The sequence below is a fragment of the Vibrio tubiashii genome, from assembly GCF_028551255.1.
GTDB lineage: Bacteria > Pseudomonadota > Gammaproteobacteria > Enterobacterales > Vibrionaceae > Vibrio > Vibrio tubiashii_B.
This window is the reverse complement of sequence record NZ_CP117029.1, coordinates 2953853-2977251: the sequence shown is the minus strand read 5'-3', so window position 1 is coordinate 2977251 and position 23399 is coordinate 2953853. Positions and strand designations below refer to the sequence as shown.

At 46.2% G+C, this 23399-nt stretch carries 20 protein-coding genes and 4 tRNA genes; 18 read left to right on the top strand and 6 right to left on the bottom strand.

Features of this window, described 5'->3' with window-relative positions:
• Window positions 1-71 precede the first annotated feature (71 nt).
• The 3 genes from LYZ37_RS13700 to epmB form a co-directional block, all read right to left on the bottom strand.
• Window positions 72-563, bottom strand: a complete 492-nt coding sequence (locus LYZ37_RS13700; protein ID WP_272787174.1) for an MgtC/SapB family protein — start codon at window positions 561-563, stop codon at window positions 72-74.
• 89 nt (window positions 564-652) lie between these two features.
• On the bottom strand, window positions 653-1147 hold the full coding sequence (locus LYZ37_RS13695; RefSeq protein ID WP_272785836.1) for a type II secretion system protein: 495 nt from the start codon (window positions 1145-1147) through the stop codon (window positions 653-655).
• Window positions 1147-2169, bottom strand: a complete 1023-nt coding sequence (epmB, locus tag LYZ37_RS13690; RefSeq protein ID WP_272785835.1) for an EF-P beta-lysylation protein EpmB — start codon at window positions 2167-2169, stop codon at window positions 1147-1149. The genes LYZ37_RS13695 and epmB overlap by 1 nt, the downstream gene beginning before the upstream one ends.
• 32 nt (window positions 2170-2201) lie before the next feature.
• On the opposite strand from epmB, the gene efp reads away from it, so the two are divergent.
• From efp to rraA, 3 genes are all read left to right on the top strand, one after another.
• Complete coding sequence (gene efp / locus LYZ37_RS13685; RefSeq protein WP_004743319.1) at window positions 2202-2768, top strand: elongation factor P; 567 nt, start codon at window positions 2202-2204, stop codon at window positions 2766-2768.
• A 117-nt stretch (window positions 2769-2885) separates the two neighbouring features.
• Window positions 2886-3803, top strand: coding sequence for a 1,4-dihydroxy-2-naphthoate polyprenyltransferase (locus LYZ37_RS13680; protein WP_004743320.1), 918 nt, complete (start codon window positions 2886-2888; stop codon window positions 3801-3803).
• 76 nt (window positions 3804-3879) lie between these two features.
• Entirely contained in the window at window positions 3880-4404 is a 525-nt protein-coding gene (gene rraA / locus LYZ37_RS13675) for a ribonuclease E activity regulator RraA (RefSeq protein WP_004743321.1), read from the top strand.
• Window positions 4405-4454: 50 nt separating this feature from the next.
• Here the strand turns inward: rraA and LYZ37_RS13670 are convergent, their stop codons facing one another.
• The gene (locus tag LYZ37_RS13670) at window positions 4455-5798 is read right to left on the bottom strand and encodes an MATE family efflux transporter (RefSeq protein WP_272785834.1); all 1344 of its coding nucleotides are present in this window, start codon (window positions 5796-5798) and stop codon (window positions 4455-4457) included.
• A gap of 114 nt (window positions 5799-5912) precedes the next feature.
• Window positions 5913-6683 carry a triose-phosphate isomerase gene (gene tpiA / locus LYZ37_RS13665; RefSeq protein ID WP_004743323.1) on the bottom strand — a complete coding sequence of 257 codons (771 nt, stop codon included), beginning with the start codon at window positions 6681-6683 and terminating at the stop codon, window positions 5913-5915.
• Between the two features lie 271 nt (window positions 6684-6954).
• Between tpiA and LYZ37_RS13660 the strand changes: the two genes are divergently transcribed.
• A complete protein-coding gene (locus LYZ37_RS13660) occupies window positions 6955-7302 on the top strand; it encodes a 5-carboxymethyl-2-hydroxymuconate Delta-isomerase (protein ID WP_239827293.1) in 348 nt (115 codons plus the stop codon).
• Window positions 7303-7351: 49 nt separating this feature from the next.
• Entirely contained in the window at window positions 7352-7777 is a 426-nt protein-coding gene (locus LYZ37_RS13655) for a DUF805 domain-containing protein (RefSeq protein ID WP_171325662.1), read from the top strand.
• A 253-nt stretch (window positions 7778-8030) separates the two neighbouring features.
• Here LYZ37_RS13655 and coaA read toward each other — a convergent pair whose 3' ends face one another.
• Window positions 8031-8954, bottom strand: a complete 924-nt coding sequence (gene coaA, locus LYZ37_RS13650; RefSeq protein WP_004743326.1) for a type I pantothenate kinase — start codon at window positions 8952-8954, stop codon at window positions 8031-8033.
• Window positions 8955-9160: 206 nt separating this feature from the next.
• On the opposite strand from coaA, the gene LYZ37_RS13645 reads away from it, so the two are divergent.
• The 13 genes from LYZ37_RS13645 to rpoC all read left to right on the top strand — a co-directional run bounded on the left by LYZ37_RS13645 (window position 9161) and on the right by rpoC (window position 23206).
• Window positions 9161-9236, top strand: a tRNA-Thr gene (locus tag LYZ37_RS13645).
• Between the two features lie 50 nt (window positions 9237-9286).
• Window positions 9287-9371 (top strand) — tRNA-Tyr (locus tag LYZ37_RS13640).
• Between the two features lie 35 nt (window positions 9372-9406).
• A tRNA-Gly gene (locus LYZ37_RS13635) sits at window positions 9407-9481 on the top strand.
• 13 nt (window positions 9482-9494) lie between these two features.
• Window positions 9495-9570: transfer RNA gene (locus LYZ37_RS13630), tRNA-Thr, on the top strand.
• A gap of 134 nt (window positions 9571-9704) precedes the next feature.
• Window positions 9705-10889 (top strand): elongation factor Tu, encoded by a 1185-nt coding sequence (gene tuf, locus LYZ37_RS13625; protein ID WP_272785814.1) that lies wholly within the window; start codon window positions 9705-9707, stop codon window positions 10887-10889.
• 274 nt (window positions 10890-11163) lie between these two features.
• The gene (gene secE / locus LYZ37_RS13620) at window positions 11164-11544 is read left to right on the top strand and encodes a preprotein translocase subunit SecE (protein ID WP_004747599.1); all 381 of its coding nucleotides are present in this window, start codon (window positions 11164-11166) and stop codon (window positions 11542-11544) included.
• A gap of 13 nt (window positions 11545-11557) precedes the next feature.
• Window positions 11558-12106: a transcription termination/antitermination protein NusG gene (nusG, locus tag LYZ37_RS13615; protein WP_004415884.1), complete on the top strand. Its 549-nt coding sequence runs from the start codon at window positions 11558-11560 to the stop codon at window positions 12104-12106.
• A 183-nt stretch (window positions 12107-12289) separates the two neighbouring features.
• The gene (gene rplK, locus LYZ37_RS13610; protein ID WP_006957115.1) at window positions 12290-12718 is read left to right on the top strand and encodes a 50S ribosomal protein L11; all 429 of its coding nucleotides are present in this window, start codon (window positions 12290-12292) and stop codon (window positions 12716-12718) included.
• A gap of 4 nt (window positions 12719-12722) precedes the next feature.
• Window positions 12723-13427, top strand: coding sequence for a 50S ribosomal protein L1 (gene rplA, locus LYZ37_RS13605; protein ID WP_004747603.1), 705 nt, complete (start codon window positions 12723-12725; stop codon window positions 13425-13427).
• A 300-nt stretch (window positions 13428-13727) separates the two neighbouring features.
• Entirely contained in the window at window positions 13728-14222 is a 495-nt protein-coding gene (rplJ, locus tag LYZ37_RS13600; RefSeq protein ID WP_006957114.1) for a 50S ribosomal protein L10, read from the top strand.
• A 57-nt stretch (window positions 14223-14279) separates the two neighbouring features.
• The gene (gene rplL / locus LYZ37_RS13595) at window positions 14280-14648 is read left to right on the top strand and encodes a 50S ribosomal protein L7/L12 (RefSeq protein WP_004747612.1); all 369 of its coding nucleotides are present in this window, start codon (window positions 14280-14282) and stop codon (window positions 14646-14648) included.
• Window positions 14649-14879: 231 nt separating this feature from the next.
• The gene (rpoB, locus tag LYZ37_RS13590) at window positions 14880-18908 is read left to right on the top strand and encodes a DNA-directed RNA polymerase subunit beta (protein WP_004747613.1); all 4029 of its coding nucleotides are present in this window, start codon (window positions 14880-14882) and stop codon (window positions 18906-18908) included.
• A gap of 92 nt (window positions 18909-19000) precedes the next feature.
• Complete coding sequence (gene rpoC, locus LYZ37_RS13585; RefSeq protein WP_272785833.1) at window positions 19001-23206, top strand: DNA-directed RNA polymerase subunit beta'; 4206 nt, start codon at window positions 19001-19003, stop codon at window positions 23204-23206.
• Window positions 23207-23399 lie beyond the last annotated feature (193 nt).

The window sequence follows — 23399 nt, the reverse complement described above, 5'->3', positions numbered from 1 at the left end:
CGAGCTATTCCTTGTTTCGAATCAAAAATTGCACTTTAAACAATGGCTTTGTATTGGTTTGCTCGTAGAGATCACGAGTTTAGTTTGTTTCTACGCTTTTGAAATTTTTGGTGAACGCCACGGCGTAGGGCTTTGATCCGGTTCTCGGCTTTATCGACGCCAAGTAGTACGGTAAGTGCCAGTACGGTGAGGAGCACGGATTGCTGCATATAACCGAGACCAATCATCATGCCGATGGCCGCCAATACCCATATGACGGCAGCGGAGGTGACACCATGTATTTTGCCATCTAGGGTCATCATTACCCCTGCGCCAAGAAATCCTACTCCAGTAATGATCTGACCGAGCACTCGCGCTTGATCTAATGTATTGGGTGAGAGTGAAACCGCCATCGACATAAACAAGTAGGTGCCAGAAATCACCAAAATCGAGGTGCGAATACCAACAGGTTTGCCGCGTGTTTGTCGTTCAACGCCAATAAGAATACCGTTAACGGCACAACAGAGTAGAGCCCACCAACTGAATGGGCCTAGGTCGAGAAATTGTTCGATAGTGGGTTGCATGTCTGGTTGCATCGTGACCTCCAAAACGTCGGAGTATGCATAGATTAGACCTGCCTATCGAACAAAAGATTTTTATCTTAAGGACAAAATTAACAACCAGTGGTGGTCAAGTTAATACTGGGTGAGGCGTTTGAGGTTGCTTCGTTATATTGCAGGTAACAATTGAGAGAAGACTGACGACGACTCCTTGGCATATACAAGATAATTCCATCATTGGCGTTGGTATTACTGAAATACCAATCGGCACCATCAGCGCCGAAAGTGGCATCTGCAATATTAGCATCAATGATCTTTGCCCAAGCATTGGCATTGTCTGCTTTAGCATAACCGTAAACGATGCTGACGCTTTCGCCCTCTACGGTGACAGAGCCGCTAGCGGCAGTGTCGAGACCAGCTATAGCAGAAGCGCCAATTAACTGATCATTAGCGCCTTGCATTGCCCCTTTTAAGCCTTGCAAGGCTGAGGTTCGGGCGTCGCTTTGTAGGTCGAGTAAACGAGGCAGGGCAGTAACAGCAAGAATGCCGAGTACGACGATGACAATGACCAATTCTATTAGCGTAAAGCCGCGTGTGTTTTTCATCATTATTCTAAATGTAGGTCGAGTGGGGTTTTACTGGTACGCCCACCAATCTCTCGCGTTAACTTTGGTACTAGATATCCAGAGACTCGCTCCATCAGCCCTGCCATGATGGCTTTCGCCTCTTGGTCAGAGATGTAAAAGTGTGCAGCGCCCTGTACTTTATCTAGCACGTGAATGTAGTAAGGTAAAATGCCAGCATCAAATAAAGCGTTGCTGAGGTCTACCTGAGACTCAACGCTGTCATTGACACCTTTTAGCATAACACCTTGGTTTAAAAGAGTAACACCTGCTTGCTTAAGGTGGCTTAATCTATCTCTCAGTTCTTGATTTATCTCTTGAGCGTGGTTGATATGCGTGACTAACACCACTTGTAGTCGTGTTTCGCCCAGCATCTGAATCAGCGCTTGAGTGATACGATCAGGAATGACTACAGGTAGTCTGGAATGAATGCGCAGGCGCTTGATGTGCTTGATGTCGGCAATATGATCAATAAGCCACAACAGTTCTTCATCCTTTGCCATTAGCGGGTCCCCACCAGAAAGGATGATCTCATTAATCTCTGGGTGCTGGGCTACATACTCTAGGCTTTGCTGCCAAACTGATTTGGATCCCTTGTTTTCGTCATAGGGGAAGTGACGACGAAAACAGTAGCGACAGTTAACTGCACAGCCACCTTTGACGATCATTAACGCGCGGTTGCGGTACTTGTGCAATAAACCTGGTATAGCATTGTTTTGCTCTTCCAGTGGATCATTGGAGTAACCAGGGTGGACTTCAAACTCTTCGCTGAGCGGTAAAACCTGACGTAAAAGCGGGTCGTAAGGATTGCCTTTTTCCATTCTATCAACAAAACTTTGCGGAACACGCTGCGCAAAAAGCTTGCGAGCAGCAAATCCGTCTTGCCATGGCTTAGGATCTATTTCGAGCTGCTCAAGCAGTTTTGCAGGATCAGAGATCCCATTCGCTAGCTGTTTGAGCCAGTTTTGCTCAACAGAAACAACTTTTCGGGTTATGATGTGCGGCATTGAATTTAGCTCTAAGAATGTAAGAGGAAAAAATGGCTACTGTTAGCACCAATGAATTTAAAGGCGGCTTGAAACTAATGCTTGATAACGAGCCTTGCGTTATCTTGGAAAACGAATACGTTAAGCCAGGTAAAGGTCAAGCGTTCAACCGTGTAAAAATTCGTAAGCTTCTTTCTGGTAAAGTGCTAGAGAAAACCTTTAAGTCTGGTGAAACTTGTGAAGTTGCAGACGTAATGGATATCGACCTAGATTATCTATATAACGACGGCGAATTCTACCACTTTATGAACAACGAAACATTTGAGCAGATCGCTGCGGATGTAAAAGCGGTTGGCGAAAACGCTAAGTGGTTGGTAGAAAACAACACTTGTATGCTAACACTATGGAACGGTAACCCAATCGTAGTAACGCCACCAAACTTCGTTGAGCTTGAAGTAACAGATACTGATCCAGGTCTGAAAGGTGATACTCAAGGTACAGGTGGTAAGCCAGCAACACTATCAACAGGTGCTGTTGTTCGCGTTCCTCTATTTATCGCGATTGGCGAAGTGATAAAAGTTGATACTCGCTCTGGTGAGTACGTAGGTCGCGTTAAATAAGCCTAACTTAGGTCAAGTTTTGGAAAAAGGTCACTTCGGTGACCTTTTTTTGTTTTTCACCGATAGGATTGATGTGCCACAATTCTAGTTCAAGTAACTGTGGCTAAACTGGTATCCATGAAACAGTCTCTAACAATATGGCTTGACGCCGCTCGCCCTAAAACCTTGCCTTTGGCTTTGGTCTCTATCTTAACGGGTAGTGTATTGGCGTATTCCACACATCAGTTTTCACCTGTGGTTGCTTTGCTGGCTTTTCTGACCGCAACGCTGCTGCAAATCCTTTCTAACTTAGCCAACGACTATGGCGATGCTGTCAAAGGAACCGATAACGAAAATCGTCTCGGGCCTATGCGTGCGATCCAGTCTGGAGCTGTCACGCAGAAAGACATGAAGCAGGCAATGATCATTAATGTGGTCTTGACTGTGATCGCGGGTCTCACCTTGGTGATGTATGCATTAGAGAGTCTACAGAGCATCTTAGCTTTCATCGGGCTAGGAGTCTTAGCGATTGTCGCAGCGATCGCATATACCGTGGGTAACAAACCTTATGGTTATGTTGGCCTAGGCGATATTTCCGTATTTATCTTCTTTGGTTTATTGGGCGTGGCGGGTACCTATTTCCTTCATACCGGCATTGTCGCGCCTCTGCTTATCTTGCCTGCGGTTGGTTGTGGGCTACTGGCTGTCGCTGTACTTAATATCAACAATATGCGCGATATTGAGAATGATGAGGTGTGTGGCAAAAGAACGGTTGCTGTCCGTCTAGGGCAAAAGCGCGCTAAGCAATATCACTTTGCTCTGCTCAGCGGCGCTGTGGTGGCTTTTGCCGCTTACTTAATCCATCAACCGAGCCCAATTTGGATTAGCTTGCCATTTCTACTTAGCCTGCTTGTTACCTTTAAACACGGTAAAGCAGTATGGCAGGCCGAAAAGCCAGCGCAGATCGCCCCAATGATGCCGGTGATAGTCAAGTGCTCTATGGTGACTAACTTATTGTTTGCTGGAGTGGTTATAGCTCAAACTCTGGTCAGTTAAATGATACATGTCATTGCAATGACTTAATGACCTTATATACTCGATGGAGATAACGAACGGTATGGGAAGGAATACTATGGAATACAATACCTCTGCCTTGTGCGACATTTATTTAGAGCAAGTAGATGTTGTAGAGCCTATGTTCAGTAACTTTGGTGGTTGTGCATCGTTCGCGGGGCAAATCACGACAGTAAAGTGTTTTGAAGATAATGGCTTGATTCGTGAAATCCTAGAGCAAGACGGTTTAGGCCGTGTGCTGCTTATTGATGGTGGCGGTTCATTGCGTCGCGCACTGATTGATGCTGAGCTCGCATCGCTTGCGGAAGAAAACGAATGGGAAGGTATTGTGGTTTATGGCTGTGTTCGTGAGGTCGATGAGCTGGAAGACATGAGTATCGGTATCCAAGCGATTGCTTCTATTCCTGTCGGTGCTATTTCCCAAGGCATTGGTGAAGTGGATGTGCCAGTCAACTTTGGTGGCGTGACCTTCCTTCCTGAAGATTACCTCTACGCTGACAATACCGGTGTGATTCTTTCTCAAGAACCATTAGATGTAGATTTAGAAGTGGAAGAGGAAGAAGAGATAGCCATTGTCGATTAATCTCTACCTTTCAGACAGACTACACCGACTCCAAGAGTCGGTGTTTTATTTTATGCCGCTGGGGAAAGGTGCTGAGATCTGAGTTTTAGTGCGTACAAGTAACCACTTGTGCCACCAATAATGTTGCCTACCGCAATACCAATGAATAACCCTTCAATATCATACAGCTGACCACCCAACCAAGCGCAAGGCAGGGTAAAGAGAAACAGACGCATAAAGCTCCATTGGAATGCCTTAAGCGGTTCATGCAGGGCGTTTAACCCTGAGACCAACATCATCATCACGCCTTGGAAACCATAGCTAAAAGGCACGACTAATAAATAGTGCCAAAGTAGATCTTTTACTGTTTGTTCCTGTGAAAACAAAGCCGCCAGTGGGATGCTCAGCGGCACCATCATGATAAAAATGCCGGCCTGAAACACCATCGAGAAACGCATGCTGATAAACAAGCCGGCAAAACTACGTGCAGGGTTGTTGGCGCCCATATTTTGGGCAATAAATGGCGTTAGGGCTGAAGTTAAAGACATCAAAACCAAGATAAGAATCGATTCGACCCGCTGCGCTGCACCATAGGCAGCGACGGCTGCGGTGCCATGAGTTGACAGCATCATCATCAAAATAGCCCCCGATAAGGGCGTGAGAGCATTCGACAAAGCTGCCGGTGTGCCGATTTTTAGGATTTGTTGCCAGTCGAGCCAGAGTGTTTTAAAGCAAGGTAGGGCAAGTAGTTTCTCTCGTTTAATCAGCACGTAAAGCGAGCCAATTAAGGCGCCGAACCAACTCATTGCACTGGCAATGGCCGCTCCTTGAATGCCCAATACTGGGAAAGGCCCGTAACCAAAAATCAGTAGCGGATCGAGTACCCCATTAATAAGTCCGGCGAGCATCATGATTTTGGCGGGTGTTTTAGTATCCCCAGTTGCGCGAATGGCACTGTTGCCAGCCATAGGAACGACTAAGAGTGGAATCGTCAGGTACCAAATATCCATGTATTGATGAATAAGTGGCAGTAGCGATTGCTCTGCACCAAGAAATAGAAACAGTGGCTCGATGGTAAACAGGCCAAGTGTAGAGGCGAGTGCGACCAGCAATACGGCTAACAGTAAGCCATGAGAAGAAAAGCGCGCAGCGACGATCGATTGACCTTGTCCGAGCAAGCGACCTATATTGGTCGAGAGCCCCATACCTATACCCATGGTGATGCAGTTGACCGCAAAGGTGACGGGGAAGGTATAGCTAATCGCAGCGAGAGCTTGGGTACCTAGCAGCGAGATAAAAAACGTATCCACCAAGTTAAACATCAAGATCGCCACCATGCCAAAGGTCATGGGAACGGTCATCTGCCTAAGTACTAGGGGAATCGAACCTGTGAGAAGGCCATGCTTATCCTGCATTCGGTACAACTATCGTTAGTGAGGAAAAGCGTAGGATACTTGATTGATGTGCCAGACACAAAAAAGGCCAGCTTGCGCTGACCTCCATGAGAATTTTTCAAATAAGAAGAAAAATTAAGCTTTAGCTGCTGCCGCTGCTTTAGCAATTGCTGCGAAGCTCTTAGCATCTAGAGATGCACCACCAACTAGAGCACCATCGATGTCTGGTTGTGAGAAGTAAGCTTCTGCGTTTTCAGGCTTAACAGAACCACCGTATTGGATGATTACTTGCTCAGCAACTGCTGCATCTTTCTCTGCGATTAGTGCACGGATAGAAGCGTGGATGCGTTGTGCATCTTCAGCTGTAGCTGCTTTACCAGTACCGATAGCCCAGATTGGTTCGTATGCGATGATTGCACCGTTTAGCGCTTCAACACCGTAAGCGTCAATCACTGCGTTGATTTGACGTGCACATACTGCTTCAGTTTCGCCCGCTTCGTTTTGAGCTTCAGATTCACCGATACAGAAAACAGGTTTTAGACCGTTCTCTTTTAGGAAGTTGAATTTCTTAGCGATGAACTCGTCAGATTCGTTGTGGTATTCACGACGCTCAGAGTGACCGATGATGATGTGAGTAGCACCGAAATCTTTTAGCATCTCTGGAGACATATCACCAGTGAATGCACCGCTGTTGTTTAGGTCAGTGTTTTGAGCACCTAGGATGATCTTGTTACCGCCTTTTGCGATTAGCTGTTCAGCTAGATCTAGGTAAAGTGCTGGTGGAGCGACAGCTACGTCAACACCTTCAACGCCTTCAAGTTCAGCGTTAAGACCAGTTAGCAGCTCTTTAACCATTGCTTTGCTGCCGTTAAGCTTCCAGTTACCCATCACTACAGGACGACGCATAGGAATATCTCCGTATTTAATCAATTAATGTAAAAAATCTTCGTAAGAATATAACAGATAAAATAGGGGAGATCATGATTACCGTCATGTCTTATTTGGATATCACCCATTGGTTGGAGCTGTGATCGCTCATATCTCACCTTAATCTGCTTTCTATCAGTGATCCATTGAACAGATTGGTGGAAACCCACTCGGAATTCAGCATAGAAATTGGTAATAGTGTTGTGCACTTTTTGTTTATTGTGAAACTCTCTTACATTTGAGGAATACTATGCCGAACCTAGTAATGGAATACTCCAACTCTGTTGACGAACGCGTTAATGTTCAAGGCTTACTTGAAGACTTACATCATGTCGCGTTAACTTGCGGGTTGTTCGATGTGGATTCGGTAAAATCCCGCTCTTTGCGTTGCCATAACTGGCTGGTAGGCGAAGCGGGAGATAGTGTTGACTTTATTCATATCAGCTTTGAATTGCTTGATGGCAGAACCGAAGAGCAGAAAAGAGAGTTATCTCGCCAGTTGATGACTGTGTTACAAGAGCAAGCGAGTCATGTGCATAGCTTAACGGTTAACATTCGAGATATGGATAAAGCGTGTTTTCAGAAAGTAATTAACTAGTATTTTTGGAGCAAACAGGCTCTAACTTTTTATTTTTTAGGTATAAATGATGTCGATGAAAGAATTACTGTTTTCGTTTCAAGGCCGAATAGGGCGTAAAACCTATTGGATTTGGAACGTGGTTTACTATTTGATGATTGTTGGCTTTGCGATGGGGATGAATGTACTCGCACCCTCGATCGCACATCTGATTCTACCTGTGTTCCTGATCGTCATTCTGGTGCCTGATCTAGCGATTACCGCTAAACGTTGGCATGACCGGGGTAAATCAAGCTGGTGGCTGCTGCTTAATATCCCACTCGTTATCGGACGCATGACAGTACCAGTCGGCGATCCTTCACTAGCCGGTCAGCCGTCTATGTTGCAAGCCGCGACGTCATTTGCTGCTCTAGTCTGTGGTCTATGGATTTTAGTTGAATGTGGCTTTTTAAAAGGCACGGACGGCGAAAATCAATATGGGCCGGAAAGTAAATAATTAAACAGAGAACGGACTTCGTCCTCGGGAATGCTTCGCGCCGAGATGCGAGAACGGGCTGCGCCCTATGGATCGCTTCGCTGCTGGAAAACTAGTCTGACAAGCCAGCTTATCCAGTTATTTGCATCCCGAATCCCGTTTCCGTAGCAAGGCGTTCCAAACGAAAAGGGTTGACGTTTATCCGCCAACCCTAAACGCTCTCCAGCTCTCCGTAGGGCGAAGCCTGTTCCCAAGTCCCGAATCCCGCTCCTCGCTACTTCCTAAGAAAAACTTCTTCCACTTGATGATCCTGACCTTTCTTCAAGATTAAGTGGGCGCGGCCTTTGGTTGGCAGGATATTGGCGTCTAGGTTAACCCCATTGATCGACTGCCAAATACTGTGTGCTTTCTCGATCGCTTTTGGTTCGGTCAACTGTGTGTAGTGACTGAAGTAAGACCCTGGTTTGGTAAAAGCGCCTTGGCGGAACTTTAAGAAACGTTCGACATACCACTGTTCGATCACTTCACTTTCTGCGTCGACATAAAGCGAAAAATCTAAGAAATCTGAGACAAAGACGCGATGTGGGTCATGTGGATAATCCATCCCGCTTTGCAAGACGTTTAATCCTTCAATGATCAGCACGTCAGGCCGGTCAACGGTTTTCAGCTCTTCGGTAATGTCATAGGTGATGTGCGAGTAAACAGGAACTTCGAGGTGTGGTTTGCCAGCCTTAACATCAGAAACGAACTCGACTAGACGCTTAATATCATAAGATTCAGGGAAGCCCTTGCGATGAAGAATACCGCGTTCATCGAGCACCTTTTTCGGGTAAAGAAACCCATCAGTAGTCACGAGTTCAACTTTAGGGTGGTTATCCCAGCGTGATAGTAAGGCTTTAAGCAAACGAGCCGTGGTACTTTTACCGACCGCTACACTACCAGCAATACCAATAATAAAAGGCGGCGCAGTGCCTTGATTACCGAGGAAGTTATTGAGCACTGAATTACGGCTCTGTCTGGCAGCAACATATAAGTTAAGCAGACGGGCTAAAGGCAAGTAGATCTCTTCTACTTCTTCCATCGTGAGGCTTTCATTCACACCCTGAAGTTCAACCAGATCGGTCTCGGATAATGTCATTGGCACTGAATTGCGTAATTCAGCCCATTGTTGACGATTAAATGAGAGATATGGAGTCATAGTCATCCTAACTTGGTTTCACGATAGAGCAGCGAAAATACAACAACCGAACAAGATTGCAAACGACATCGTCGACATTCGCGTATTTTTTGCCGATAAATTGGGCGAAATTTCAACAAATAAGCCCAATCAGTAGAAAAAGAAGTTTTTTTTTAAATTTACTATTGCAAGGCAGAAAATCATTCAATAGAATGCGCACCACTTATGCCGACTTAGCTCAGTAGGTAGAGCAACTGACTTGTAATCAGTAGGTCACCAGTTCGATTCCGGTAGTCGGCACCATTTTTCCGCTTATCTCTTTTTAGAGCACGAGAAAAATGGATTAAAAATTTGGAGGGGTTCCCGAGTGGCCAAAGGGATCAGACTGTAAATCTGCTGGCACTGCCTTCGATGGTTCGAATCCGTCCCCCTCCACCATATTCTTAAGGAAATAGCTCACAGAGTTACGTGTTGCGGGCATCGTATAATGGCTATTACCTCAGCCTTCCAAGCTGATGATGCGGGTTCGATTCCCGCTGCCCGCTCCACTCTAATTTGAGTGCTGATATAGCTCAGGTGGTAGAGCGCATCCTTGGTAAGGATGAGGTCGGCAGTTCGAGTCTGCCTATCAGCACCAGCTCTAAGCAATGTTTCCTTTTGATAGTTTCTCTTTACTAAACTACGTTTAGTGATTGAGAGAAGTTTATCACCAAGACTTTTTGGTTGCGTGGTCATTCAAGCCACCTAAATCCGTACCTAGAGGGACAACTCATGTCTAAAGAAAAATTTGAACGTACGAAACCGCACGTAAACGTTGGTACTATCGGCCACGTTGACCACGGTAAAACAACTCTAACTGCAGCGATCTGTACAACACTTGCAAAAGTGTACGGCGGTGAAGCGAAAGACTTCGCATCTATCGATAACGCTCCAGAAGAGCGTGAGCGCGGTATCACAATCGCAACTTCTCACGTTGAGTACGACACTCCAACTCGTCACTACGCACACGTAGACTGTCCAGGACACGCGGATTATGTTAAAAACATGATCACAGGTGCTGCACAGATGGACGGTGGTATCCTAGTTGTTGCTGCGACAGATGGCCCAATGCCACAAACTCGTGAGCACATCCTACTAGGCCGTCAGGTTGGTATCCCATACATCATCGTATTCATGAACAAATGTGACATGGTTGACGATGAAGAGCTACTAGAACTAGTAGAAATGGAAGTTCGTGAACTTCTATCTGAGTACGACTTCCCAGGTGATGACCTACCAGTTATCCAAGGTTCTGCACTTGGCGCACTAAACGGCGAGAAGCAGTGGGAAGACAAGATCGTTGAGCTTGCAGAAGCACTAGATTCTTACATCCCAGAGCCAGAGCGTGCAATCGATCAGCCATTCCTAATGCCTATCGAAGACGTATTCTCTATCCAAGGTCGTGGTACAGTAGTAACTGGTCGTATCGAGCGCGGTATCCTAACTGTAGGTGACGAAGTAGAAATCGTTGGTATCAAAGAGACAACAGTAACAACATGTACTGGTGTTGAAATGTTCCGTAAGCTTCTAGACGAAGGTCGTGCGGGTGAGAACGTTGGTGCACTTCTACGTGGTACTAAGCGTGACGAAGTAGAGCGTGGTCAAGTACTAGCTGCTCCTAAGTCAATCAACCCACACACTAAGTTTGAGTCAGAAGTATACGTACTGTCTAAAGATGAAGGTGGTCGTCACACTCCATTCTTCAAAGGCTACCGTCCACAGTTCTACTTCCGTACAACTGACGTAACTGGTAACATCGAGCTACCAGAAGGCGTAGAAATGGTAATGCCAGGCGATAACATCAAGATGACTGTTGAACTAATCGCTCCAATCGCGATGGACGAAGGTCTACGTTTCGCAATCCGCGAAGGTGGCCGTACAGTTGGTGCTGGTGTTGTTGCTAAGATCTTCGACTAATTCTTCGGAATTAGCTAAAGACTTCGGAAAATCTTTGAATAAGATTTGACGAACCAGTAGCAAAAAGGGCATCATTTGATGCCCTTTTTCTGCACTATACAAAATGTCTGTTGTTTTCTTATTCAGCATGGCATTGAGCAGGATTTTTTGGTTGAGGTGTTGCGTCTCAATCAATAAAAGAGTACGTCAATTTATTTAAATTGTCGTTTCATGGATTTGCCCTGCAACAGCGGGGTTGTTGTCGTCTATATTAAGACTTAGACAGGTTGGTTTTATGAAAGCAAATAATGCTGAAACTCCTGATAGCTCAAATGGCGCAGATATCTTCAAGTGGATTGTCACTTTTGCTCTGCTAGCTGCCGCTGTTGTGGGTAATTACCTGTATGGTGAAATGTCTGTAGTGATTCGCGCTGCAGGTGTTGTTGTACTAATCGCTGCGGCACTTGGTGTTGCTGCTACAACAACTAAGGGTAAAGCTGCGATCGAGTTTGCAAAAGAATCGCGTATGGAAGTACGTAAAGTTGTTTGGCCTACACGCCAAGAAACAATGCAAACGACTTTGATCGTTTTAGCTGTAAGTATTGTAATGGCTCTAGTGCTTTGGGGCATCGACGGCATTATGGTTCGTCTTGTTGCTCTAGCAACTGGGGTATAGAGGGTTTTAATTCATGAGTGAAGCTCCAAAAAAACGCTGGTATGTGGTTCAAGCCTTCTCTGGATTCGAAGGTCGTGTAGCCCAATCTCTTCGTGAGCATATCAAAATGCACAGCATGGAAGAGCTGTTTGGTGAAGTTCTAGTTCCTACTGAAGAAGTAGTGGAAATGCGTGCAGGTCAGCGTCGTAAGTCTGAGCGTAAGTTCTTCCCTGGTTACGTCCTAGTTCAGATGATCATGAACGATGAATCATGGCACTTAGTACGCAGTGTGCCGCGTGTCATGGGCTTCATTGGTGGTACCTCTGATCGTCCAGCTCCTATCACTGATAAAGAAGCTGATGCGATTCTGAACCGTCTTGAGAAAGCGAGCGAAGCACCTCGTCCACGTACTATGTACGAAGCGGGTGAAGTGGTACGCGTTACTGACGGTCCATTTGCTGACTTCAACGGTACTGTTGAAGAAGTGGATTACGATAAGAGCCGAGTGAAAGTGTCTGTATCGATCTTTGGTCGTGCAACACCAGTTGAGCTTGAATTTGGTCAGGTTGAAAAACTAGACTAAGACTCTGTTTTTCAGAGTATAAAAAATCACCTTTTTAGGGTTGTATAAGGCGCGGATTATGACTATAATTTCGCGCCTTATTATTTTGGCTGAAGCAAAAGTCTCCATCCAAAATAACAAGTTTTTATATCAACGGGGAGCTGGTCAGTCGATTAGCGTTTGTACCCAAAATTAGGAATTATCATGGCTAAGAAAGTTGAAGCTTACATCAAGCTGCAAGTTGCTGCTGGTATGGCAAACCCAAGTCCACCGGTTGGTCCTGCACTAGGTCAACACGGTGTAAACATCATGGAATTCTGTAAAGCGTTCAACGCGAAAACAGAATCTATTGAGAAAGGTCTACCAACTCCAGTTGTTATCACAGTATACAACGACCGTTCTTTCACGTTCATCACTAAGACTCCACCTGCTGCTGTTCTTCTTAAGAAAGCTGCTGGCGTTAAGTCTGGTTCTGGTCGTCCAAACACTGAAAAAGTGGGTACTGTAACTGACGCTCAAATCCAAGAAATCGCAGAAACTAAAGCTGCTGATATGACTGGTGCTGACATCGAAGCAATGAAGCGTTCAATCGCTGGTACTGCTCGTTCAATGGGCCTAGTGGTAGAGGGTTAATAAGATGGCTAAACTAACTAAGCGCATGCGCGTAATCCGCGAAAAAGTTGACGTAACTAAAGAATACGAAATCAACGAAGCTGTTGCTCTTCTTCAAGAACTAGCTACTGCTAAATTCGTTGAGTCTGTAGACGTTGCTGTTAACCTAGGCATCGATGCTCGTAAATCTGACCAGAACGTACGTGGTGCAACTGTACTACCTCACGGTACTGGCCGCGAAATCCGCGTTGCAGTGTTCACTCAAGGTGCAAACGCTGAAGCAGCTAAAGAAGCTGGCGCAGACATCGTTGGTATGGAAGATCTTGCTGAGCAAGTTAAGAAAGGCGAAATGAACTTCGACGTAGTTGTTGCTTCTCCAGATGCAATGCGCGTTGTAGGTCAACTAGGTACTATCCTAGGTCCTCGCGGTCTTATGCCAAACCCTAAAGTTGGTACTGTAACTCCTAACGTTGCTGAAGCGGTTAAGAACGCTAAAGCTGGTCAGGTTCGTTACCGTAACGACAAGAACGGCATCATCCACACTACTATCGGTAAAGCAAACTTCTCTGCTGAGCAGATCAAAGAGAACCTAGAAGCTCTTCTAGTTGCTCTGAAGAAAGCTAAGCCGTCTTCTGCTAAGGGTACATTCCTACAGAAGGTTAGCATCTCTACTACAATGGGTGCTGGTGTTGCTGTTGATCAGGCTAGCCTGAACACTCTAGCAAACTAATAAATTTGCTTAGGCGTAGAATTAGTGTATAATCCTGCGCCTAATATTTGTGGTTGGGGCTGAACTTTGGTTCATTAAATTCTTCTAGAATTTGCTGTGAATTATGACCCAGTCTCCGTCCAAGACCGTAGGTGTCTGAGTTTGTTTGACAAATAAAGACTTAATCATCCTACGTAGATGGTGCCCGAACTGACAGAAAGCTCTATGTAAATAGTTAACTTTCTTCTGGGAAGCACCTCAATAGCTCTCACTGTTGTGATAATAGTGAGTGGTGTAACGACAACCAGGAGTAAATCCAAGATGGCTTTAAACCTTCAAGACAAAAAAGCAATTGTTGCTGAAGTCAACGAAGCTGCCAGTGGTGCACTTTCTGCAGTTGTAGCTGACTCTCGTGGCGTTGAAGTAGGCGCGATGACTTCTCTACGTAAACAAGCTCGTGAAGCGGGCGTTTACCTGAAAGTTGTTCGTAATACTCTAGCGCGTCGTGCGGTTGAAGGTACAGACTACGAGTGTCTAACTGACACTTTCACTGGTCCTACTCTAATCGCATTCTCTAACGAGCACCCAGGTGCCGCAGCGCGTCTTTTCAAAGACTTCGCTAAAGAGAACGACAAGTTCGAGATCAAAGCTGCTGCATTCGAAGGCGCAGTTACTGATGCTGAAGTACTAGCGACACTACCAACTTACGACGAAGCAATCGCACGCCTAATGATGTGCATGAAAGAAGCTTCTGCAGGCAAGCTGGTACGTACTATCGCTGCACTACGCGATCAAAAAGAAGAAGCTGCGGCATAAGCCTTGCTTTTTTCTGGTTGCTTAATAAACTTATTGTTGATTTAAAAGAGAATTGTTATGTCTATTACTAACGAGCAAATCCTAGACGCAGTTGCAGAAATGTCTGTAATGCAAGTTGTTGAACTAATCGAAGCGATGGAAGAGAAATTCGGCGTTTCTGCTGCTGCTGCTGTTGTAGCTGGCGGCGCTGCTGGTGGCGAAGCTGCTGCTGAGCAAACTGAGTTCGACGTAATCCTAGAATCTGCTGGCGGCAACAAAGTTGCTGTAATCAAAGCAGTACGTGGCGCAACTGGCCTAGGTCTTAAAGAAGCTAAAGCTCTAGTAGACGGCGCTCCTGCACCTCTTAAAGAAGGCGTAGAGAAAGACGAAGCTGAAGCTCTTAAAGCTCAGCTAGAAGAAGCTGGTGCAAGTGTTACTGTTAAGTAATTATTGCTTAGTTTCTTAGCCTAACGGCTAATGGCTGGTGGTTTTATAACCACCGGCCTTTTTGCGCTGTAGGGGTTGGGTGATTTTTCCGCTGTTTGAGCACCCAGATTCCTAGCAAAAAACATTTCATTAGCTCTTAATGAAATGTCACTACAATCAAACAGATGTTAGTCACTGTCTCATAACTATTGGAGACAGTTTGGGTCACTTATCAGCGAGCTGAGGAACCCCATGGTTTACTCTTATACCGAGAAAAAGCGCATCCGTAAGGACTTTGGTACTCGTCCACAAGTGTTGGACATTCCATACCTGCTATCGATCCAGCTCGATTCGTTCGAAAAATTCATCGAACAGGATCCTGAAGGTCAATACGGTCTTGAAGCTGCTTTCCGTTCTGTATTTCCAATTCAGAGCTACAACGGCAATTCCGAGCTGCAATACGTTAGCTACCGTCTTGGTGAGCCAGTTTTTGACGTTAAAGAATGTCAAATCCGCGGCGTAACTTATTCAAAACCACTACGCGTTAAACTACGCCTAGTTATCTTTGATAAAGACGCGCCAGCAGGTACTGTAAAAGACATTAAAGAACAAGAAGTCTACATGGGCGAAATTCCGCTTATGACAGACAATGGTACCTTCGTAATCAATGGTACCGAGAGGGTTATCGTATCCCAGCTGCACAGAAGCCCAGGTGTATTCTTCGACAGCGATAAGGGTAAGACCCACTCTTCAGGTAAAGTTCTATATAATGCACGCGTAATTCCTTACCGTGGTTCATGGCTTGATTTCGAGTTTGATCCTAAGGATAACCTATACGTACGTATTGACCGCCGTCGTAAGCTACCAGCATCAATCATTCTTCGCGCACTAGGTAAGACGACAGAAGAGATCCTGGACATCTTCTTTGAGAAGGTGAACTTCGAAGTGAAAGATCAAACTCTATTAATGGAGCTTGTTCCTGATCGTCTACGTGGTGAAACTGCGTCATTCGATATCGAAGCAAACGGCAAAACTTACGTTGAAACTGGTCGTCGTGTAACTGCACGCCACATCCGTCAGCTTGAAAAAGATGGCGTTGAGCACATCGAAGTACCTGTAGAGTACATCGTAGGCAAAGTTGCATCGAAAGATTACATCAACGAAGCGACTGGCGAGATCATTGTTGGTGCAAACCAAGAAATCAGCCTAGAAGCTCTAGCTAACCTTTCTCAAGCAGGCCACAAAGCGCTACAGACGTTATTTACCAACGATCTAGACCACGGTCCGTTCATGTCAGAAACTCTACGCATCGACAGCACTGTTGATCGTATTTCTGCATTGGTAGAAATCTACCGCATGATGCGCCCTGGTGAGCCGCCAACGAAAGAAGCTGCTGAAGCACTATTCGAAAGCCTATTCTTCTCAGAAGAGCGTTACGATCTATCGACTGTTGGTCGTATGAAGTTTAACAGCTCTATCGAACGTGAAGATGCTCAAGAGCAAGGCACACTTGACGAAACTGATATCGTTGAAGTGATGAAGAAGCTTATCGCTATCCGTAACGGCATCGGTGAAGTGGACGATATCGACCACCTAGGTAACCGTCGTATCCGTTCTGTTGGCGAAATGGCAGAAAACCAATTCCGCGTTGGTCTAGTACGTGTTGAACGTGCTGTTAAAGAGCGTCTAAGCCTTGGTGATCTTGATGCAATCATGCCTCAAGACCTAATCAACGCTAAGCCTATCTCTGCTGCGGTTAAAGAATTCTTTGGCTCTTCACAGCTGTCACAGTTCATGGACCAAAACAACCCTCTATCAGAAGTAACGCACAAGCGTCGTATCTCTGCATTGGGTCCTGGCGGTCTAACTCGTGAACGTGCTGGCTTCGAAGTACGTGACGTACACGTAACTCACTACGGTCGTCTATGTCCTATCGAAACGCCTGAAGGTCCAAACATCGGTCTGATCAACTCTCTTTCTGCGTTTGCGCGTTGTAACGAGTACGGTTTCCTAGAGACTCCATACCGTCGCGTAGTAGATGGCGTAGTAACAGACGAAGTAGATTACCTATCCGCTATTCAGGAAGGTCAGTACGTTATCGCTCAGGCGAACACTGTTCTTACTGAACAAGGCACATTCTCTGAAGAGCTAATCACTGCTCGTCAGAAAGGTGAATCTGGCCTACACCCACGCGAACATGTTGACTACATGGACGTTGCAACTAACCAGGTTGTATCTATCGCTGCATCGCTTATCCCGTTCCTAGAACACGATGATGCGAACCGTGCATTGATGGGTGCGAACATGCAACGTCAGGCAGTTCCAACACTTAAGGCTGATAAGCCTCTAGTTGGTACTGGTATCGAGCGTAACATCGCAGTTGACTCTGGTGTTACAGCGGTAGCGAAACGTGGTGGTGTAATCCAGTCTGTAGATGCTTCTCGTATCGTTGTTAAAGTAAACGAAGACGAGCTGATCCCTGGTGAAGCAGGTATCGATATCTACAACCTAACTAAATACACTCGTTCTAACCAAAACACGTGTATCAACCAGCGTCCATGTGTGATGCCGGGTGAACCTGTTGCACGTGGTGACGTTCTTGCTGATGGTCCTTCAACAGACCTTGGTGAGCTAGCACTTGGTCAGAACATGCGTATCGCATTCATGCCTTGGAACGGCTACAACTTCGAAGACTCGATCTTAGTATCTGAGCGCGTAGTTCAAGAAGACCGTTTCACTACGATCCACATTCAAGAACTATCTTGTGTGGCGCGTGATACTAAGCTTGGTGCTGAAGAAATCACAGCTGACATTCCAAACGTAGGTGAGTCTGCTCTGTCTAAACTAGACGAGTCAGGTATCGTTTACATCGGTGCGGAAGTGAAAGGCGGTGACATCCTTGTAGGTAAAGTAACGCCTAAAGGTGAAACTCAGCTAACTCCTGAAGAGAAGCTACTACGTGCTATCTTTGGTGAGAAAGCGTCAGACGTTAAAGACACGTCTCTACGCGTACCAAACTCTGTTTCAGGTACAATCATCGACGTTCAAGTATTTACTCGTGACGGTGTTGAAAAAGACAAACGTGCACTTGAAATTGAACAGATGCAGCTTAAAGAAGCGAAGAAAGACCTTACTGAAGAATTCCAGATTCTTGAGGGTGGCCTTCTAAACCGTGTTAAAGCTGTACTTCTAGACGGTGGTTACACTGAAGCGAAACTAGACGCTATCGATCGTAAGAAGTGGCTAGAGCTAACGCTTGAAGATGATGCTCAACAGACTCAGCTTGAACAGCTAGCAGAGCAGTACGACGAGCTACGTGCTGACTTCGATAAGAAGTTTGAAACTAAGCGTCGTAAGATCACACAAGGTGATGATCTAGCACCTGGCGTACTGAAGATCGTTAAGGTTTACCTAGCGGTTAAACGTCGTATCCAGCCTGGTGATAAGATGGCGGGTCGTCACGGTAACAAGGGTGTAATCTCTAAGATCAACCCTGTTGAAGACATGCCTTACGATGAGAAAGGTCAGCCGGTTGACATCGTACTTAACCCACTGGGTGTACCTTCGCGTATGAACATCGGTCAGATCCTAGAAGTACACTTAGGTCTGGCAGCGAAAGGTATCGGTGACAAGATCAACCAGATGGTGAAAGAGCAGCAAGAGCTCGCTAAGTTCCGTGACTTCCTACAGAAAGTTTACGACCTTGGTGATACTCGTCAGAAAGTAGACGTTGCGTCTCTATCTGATGACGAAGTTCGTACGTTGATCAAGAACCTACGTGGTGGTCTACCGATCGCGACTCCAGTATTTGACGGTGCTTCTGAGCAGTCAATCAAAGAGCTATTGAAACTAGGTGACCTACCAGAATCTGGTCAGCTAACGCTGTTTGATGGTCGCACAGGTGATGCGTTTGAGCGTCCTGTAACGGTTGGTTACATGTACATGCTGAAACTGAACCACCTTGTTGATGACAAGATGCACGCTCGTTCAACTGGTTCGTACAGCCTAGTAACTCAGCAACCACTTGGTGGTAAAGCTCAGTTCGGTGGTCAGCGTTTCGGTGAGATGGAAGTATGGGCACTAGAAGCATACGGTGCTGCTTACACGCTTCAAGAAATGCTAACAGTTAAGTCGGATGACGTTAACGGCCGTACTAAGATGTACAAGAACATCGTAGATGGCAACCACAGCATGGAACCTGGCATGCCAGAATCGTTCAACGTACTGTTGAAAGAGATTCGCTCGCTAGGTATCAACATCGAGCTAGAAGACGAAGAGTAATCCCTTCTTTCTTAATTGAGAAAAGCGATTATTTGGTAGAAGGTGCTCACTTTTGCGGGTGAGCCCCTTTTAACTCCTTACAGGAGCTGATTGTGAAAGACTTATTAAACTTTCTAAAAGCGCAGCATAAGACCGAAGAATTTGATGCAATCAAAATCGGTCTATCTTCACCAGACATGATCCGTTCATGGTCTTTCGGTGAAGTTAAAAAACCTGAAACGATCAACTATCGTACGTTCAAGCCTGAGCGTGATGGTCTGTTCTGTGCGCGTATTTTTGGTCCAGTAAAAGACTACGAATGTCTTTGTGGTAAATATAAGCGTCTGAAACACCGTGGTGTTATCTGTGAGAAGTGTGGCGTTGAAGTTACACAAACTAAAGTTCGTCGTGACCGTATGGGCCACATCGAGCTTGCTTCACCAGTTGCTCACATCTGGTTCCTAAAATCACTGCCGTCTCGTATCGGTCTACTAATGGATATCCCTCTACGTGATATCGAACGTGTTCTTTACTTCGAAATGTACGTAGTAACTGAACCGGGTATGACTGACCTAGAAAAATCTCAGATGCTTACCGAAGAAGAGTATCTGGATCGTCTAGAAGAGTGGGGTGATGAGTTCACGGCTAAGATGGGTGCAGAAGCGATCAAAGACCTACTTGCGTCTATGGATCTGCCTGCTGAAATCGAAGAAATGCGTGAAGAGCTTCAGTCTACTAACTCAGAGACTAAGCGTAAGAAAATCACTAAGCGTCTGAAGCTAGTTGAAGCGTTCGTTCAATCTGGTAACAACCCAGAGTGGATGATCCTAACTGTGCTTCCGGTACTTCCGCCAGATCTACGTCCTCTAGTACCACTAGATGGCGGTCGCTTCGCGACTTCTGATCTGAACGATCTATACCGTCGCGTAATCAACCGTAACAACCGTTTGAAGCGTCTACTAGAGCTTGCTGCTCCGGATATCATCGTACGTAACGAAAAGCGTATGCTACAAGAGTCTGTTGATGCACTTCTAGATAACGGTCGTCGCGGTCGCGCGATCACTGGTTCGAACAAGCGTCCTCTGAAATCTCTTGCTGATATGATCAAGGGTAAGCAAGGTCGTTTCCGTCAGAACCTTCTAGGTAAGCGTGTAGACTACTCTGGCCGTTCTGTAATCACAGTAGGTCCATACCTTCGTCTACACCAGTGTGGTCTTCCTAAGAAGATGGCACTTGAGCTATTCAAACCATTCATCTACAGCAAGCTAGAGACTCGTGGTCTTGCGACGACAATCAAAGCTGCTAAGAAGATGGTAGAGCGCGAAGAAGCGATCGTTTGGGATATCCTAGACGAAGTAATCCGCGAACACCCAGTACTATTGAACCGTGCACCTACACTTCACCGTCTAGGTATCCAGGCGTTCGAACCAGTACTAATCGAAGGTAAAGCGATCCAGCTACACCCACTTGTGTGTGCGGCGTACAACGCGGACTTCGATGGTGACCAAATGGCGGTACACGTGCCTCTAACTCTAGAAGCACAGCTTGAAGCTCGTACTCTGATGATGTCGACAAACAACATTCTGTCGCCAGCGTCAGGTGATCCGATCATCGTACCTTCTCAGGACGTTGTATTGGGTCTTTACTACATGACTCGTGACAAGATCAACGTGAAAGGCGAAGGTATGTACCTTGCTAGCCCAGCTGAGGCTGAGAAGGCATACCGTACTAAGACAGCTGAGCTACACGCTCGCGTTAAAGTTCGTATCACTGAGACTGTTAAAGACGAAGATGGCAACAGCACAACTGAGACTAAGATGGTTGATACAACTATCGGTCGTGCAATGCTATGGCAAATCGTGCCAGCAGGTCTTCCGTACAGCATCGTTAACCAAAAGCTAGGTAAGAAGCAGATCTCTCACCTACTTAACGAGGCTTACCGTAAGCTAGGTCTAAAAGACACTGTAATCTTCGCTGACCAAATCATGTACACAGGTTTCGCTTACGCGGCACTTTCTGGTGTATCTGTTGGTATCGACGACATGGTTGTTCCAGCAGCTAAGTACACTGAGATCGAAGAAGCGGAAGCAGAAGTTCGCGAAATCCAAGAGCAGTACCAATCTGGTCTTGTAACTGCGGGTGAGCGCTACAACAAAGTGATCGATATTTGGGCATCGACCAACGATCGCGTAGCTAAGTTGATGATGGAAAACCTATCTTCTGAAACGGTTGTTAACCGCGACGGTGAAGAAGAGCAGCAAGAATCATTCAACAGCATCTACATGATGGCCGACTCGGGCGCACGTGGTTCTGCAGCTCAGATTCGTCAGCTTGCAGGTATGCGTGGTCTGATGGCGCGTCCAGATGGTTCAATCATCGAAACGCCGATCACTGCGAACTTTAAAGAAGGTCTAAACGTACTTCAGTACTTTATCTCAACGCACGGTGCTCGTAAGGGTCTTGCGGATACAGCACTGAAAACAGCGAACTCGGGTTACCTAACTCGTCGTCTAGTAGACGTTGCTCAAGACGTTGTTGTACACGAGCATGACTGTGGCACCCATGAAGGTGTTGACATGATGCCGCATATCGAAGGTGGTGACGTTAAAGTTGCACTTTCTGAGCTGGCTCTTGGTCGTGTAGTTGCAGAAGACGTACTGAAGCCAGGTACTGAAGATGTACTGATCCCACGTAACACTCTAATTGATGAGAAGTGGTGTCAGATCATGGAAGAGAACTCAGTTGACCGCATGAAAGTGCGCTCTGTAGTTACCTGTGATGCAGACTTCGGTTGTTGTGCTCAGTGTTACGGTCGTGACCTAGCACGTGGTCACCTAGTGAACCAAGGTGAAGCAGTGGGCGTTATCGCTGCTCAGTCTATCGGTGAGCCGGGTACACAGCTTACGATGCGTACGTTCCACATCGGTGGTGCGGCATCTACTGCAGCAGCAGAGAACAGCATCCAAGCTAAGACGACTGGTACAGTTAAGCTACACAACGCTAAATTCGTTATCAACAAAGATAAGAAGCTTGTAATCACTTCTCGTGCTTCAGAGCTGACTATCATCGACGAATTTGGTCGTACTAAAGAGAAACACAAACTACCTTACGGTTCTCTACTATCTAAAGGCGACAACGACGCAGTTGAAGCTGGTGAAACAGTAGCGAACTGGGAAGCGCACACTATGCCAATCATCACTGAAGTGGCAGGTCGCATCCAGTTTGTGGACATGATCGATGGCGTTACAGTTTCTCGTCAAACTGATGACCTAACAGGTCTATCTTCAAGCGAAGTAACTGAAGCAGCAGCTCGCCCAGCAGCAGGTAAAGATATGCGTCCAGCTATCAAACTTGTTGATGAGCAAGGTAACGACGTAATGATCCCTGGTACTGAAATGCCAGCTCACTACTTCCTACCTGGTAAAGCGATTGTAAACATCGAAGACGGCGCTGAAGTAGGCGTGGGTGATACTCTATCTCGTATCCCTCAGAAATCTGGCGGTAACAAAGATATCACCGGTGGTCTACCACGCGTAGCTGACCTATTCGAAGCTCGTAAGCCGAAAGAGCCTGCGATTCTTGCTGAGCACACAGGTACTGTAAGCTTCGGTAAAGAAACGAAAGGTAAGCGTCGTCTAGTAATCACTCGTGAAGGCGGTGACGCTTACGAAGAGATGATTCCTAAGCATCGTCAGCTTAACGTATTCGAAGGCGAGAAAGTTGAACGTGGTGACGTGATCGCAGATGGTCCAGAGTCTCCACATGACATTCTACGTCTACGTGGTATCCACGCTGTGACTCAATACATCGCGAACGAAGTTCAAGAAGTATACCGTCTACAAGGCGTTAAGATTAACGATAAGCACATCGAAACTATCGTTCGTCAGATGCTACGTAAGTGTACAATCACGCACGCTGGTGACTCTACAGAGTTCCTAGTGGGTGAGCAGGTTGAATACGCGAACGTTAAGATTGCTAACCGTCAGCTAGAAGCTGAAGGCAAAGAGCTAGTTCGTTTCGAGCGTGAGCTGCTTGGTATTACTAAGGCATCTCTAGCGACTGAATCGTTCATCTCTGCGGCATCGTTCCAGGAAACAACTCGCGTACTAACAGAAGCTGCGGTTTCTGGTAAGCGTGATGAGCTACGTGGTCTGAAAGAAAACGTAATTGTTGGTCGTCTAATCCCAGCAGGTACAGGTTTCGCTTACCACCAAGATCGTCAAGCTAAGCGTGTAGAAGAGCAAGAAGGTCCTTCAGCTGAACAAGCGACTGACAACCTTGCAGCACTACTAAACGCAGGCTTTTCTTCAGAAGAATAAGGCTGCAGACGAGTAATCGCTAGCTAAGAAATGATAAAAGGCACCTTCGGGTGCCTTTTTTGTTTTTGGAGAGTGGGAGGCGGGAACGCGTTGCTACGGGAACGGACTCCGTCCTATGGAAAAATAGAACGGGCTTCGCCCTCCGAGAACACTGCGTTCCGAGAATCGAGACCGGACTTCGTCCTTTGAGATA

Coding starts and splice junctions, on each gene's coding strand:
- nusG (WP_004415884.1), top strand. CDS start 11,558: ATGAGTGAAGCTCCAAAAAAACGCTGGTATGTGGTTCAAGCCTTCTCT.
- LYZ37_RS13695 (WP_272785836.1), bottom strand. CDS start 1,147: ATGATGAAAAACACACGCGGCTTTACGCTAATAGAATTGGTCATTGTC.
- rplJ (WP_006957114.1), top strand. CDS start 13,728: ATGGCTTTAAACCTTCAAGACAAAAAAGCAATTGTTGCTGAAGTCAAC.
- rplA (WP_004747603.1), top strand. CDS start 12,723: ATGGCTAAACTAACTAAGCGCATGCGCGTAATCCGCGAAAAAGTTGAC.
- LYZ37_RS13655 (WP_171325662.1), top strand. CDS start 7,352: ATGTCGATGAAAGAATTACTGTTTTCGTTTCAAGGCCGAATAGGGCGT.
- LYZ37_RS13700 (WP_272787174.1), bottom strand. CDS start 563: ATGCAACCCACTATCGAACAATTTCTCGACCTAGGCCCATTCAGTTGG.
- epmB (WP_272785835.1), bottom strand. CDS start 2,169: ATGCCGCACATCATAACCCGAAAAGTTGTTTCTGTTGAGCAAAACTGG.
- rraA (WP_004743321.1), top strand. CDS start 3,880: ATGGAATACAATACCTCTGCCTTGTGCGACATTTATTTAGAGCAAGTA.
- rplL (WP_004747612.1), top strand. CDS start 14,280: ATGTCTATTACTAACGAGCAAATCCTAGACGCAGTTGCAGAAATGTCT.
- rplK (WP_006957115.1), top strand. CDS start 12,290: ATGGCTAAGAAAGTTGAAGCTTACATCAAGCTGCAAGTTGCTGCTGGT.
- LYZ37_RS13680 (WP_004743320.1), top strand. CDS start 2,886: ATGAAACAGTCTCTAACAATATGGCTTGACGCCGCTCGCCCTAAAACC.
- secE (WP_004747599.1), top strand. CDS start 11,164: ATGAAAGCAAATAATGCTGAAACTCCTGATAGCTCAAATGGCGCAGAT.
- rpoB (WP_004747613.1), top strand. CDS start 14,880: ATGGTTTACTCTTATACCGAGAAAAAGCGCATCCGTAAGGACTTTGGT.
- coaA (WP_004743326.1), bottom strand. CDS start 8,954: ATGACTCCATATCTCTCATTTAATCGTCAACAATGGGCTGAATTACGC.
- tuf (WP_272785814.1), top strand. CDS start 9,705: ATGTCTAAAGAAAAATTTGAACGTACGAAACCGCACGTAAACGTTGGT.
- tpiA (WP_004743323.1), bottom strand. CDS start 6,683: ATGCGTCGTCCTGTAGTGATGGGTAACTGGAAGCTTAACGGCAGCAAA.
- LYZ37_RS13660 (WP_239827293.1), top strand. CDS start 6,955: ATGCCGAACCTAGTAATGGAATACTCCAACTCTGTTGACGAACGCGTT.
- LYZ37_RS13670 (WP_272785834.1), bottom strand. CDS start 5,798: ATGCAGGATAAGCATGGCCTTCTCACAGGTTCGATTCCCCTAGTACTT.
- efp (WP_004743319.1), top strand. CDS start 2,202: ATGGCTACTGTTAGCACCAATGAATTTAAAGGCGGCTTGAAACTAATG.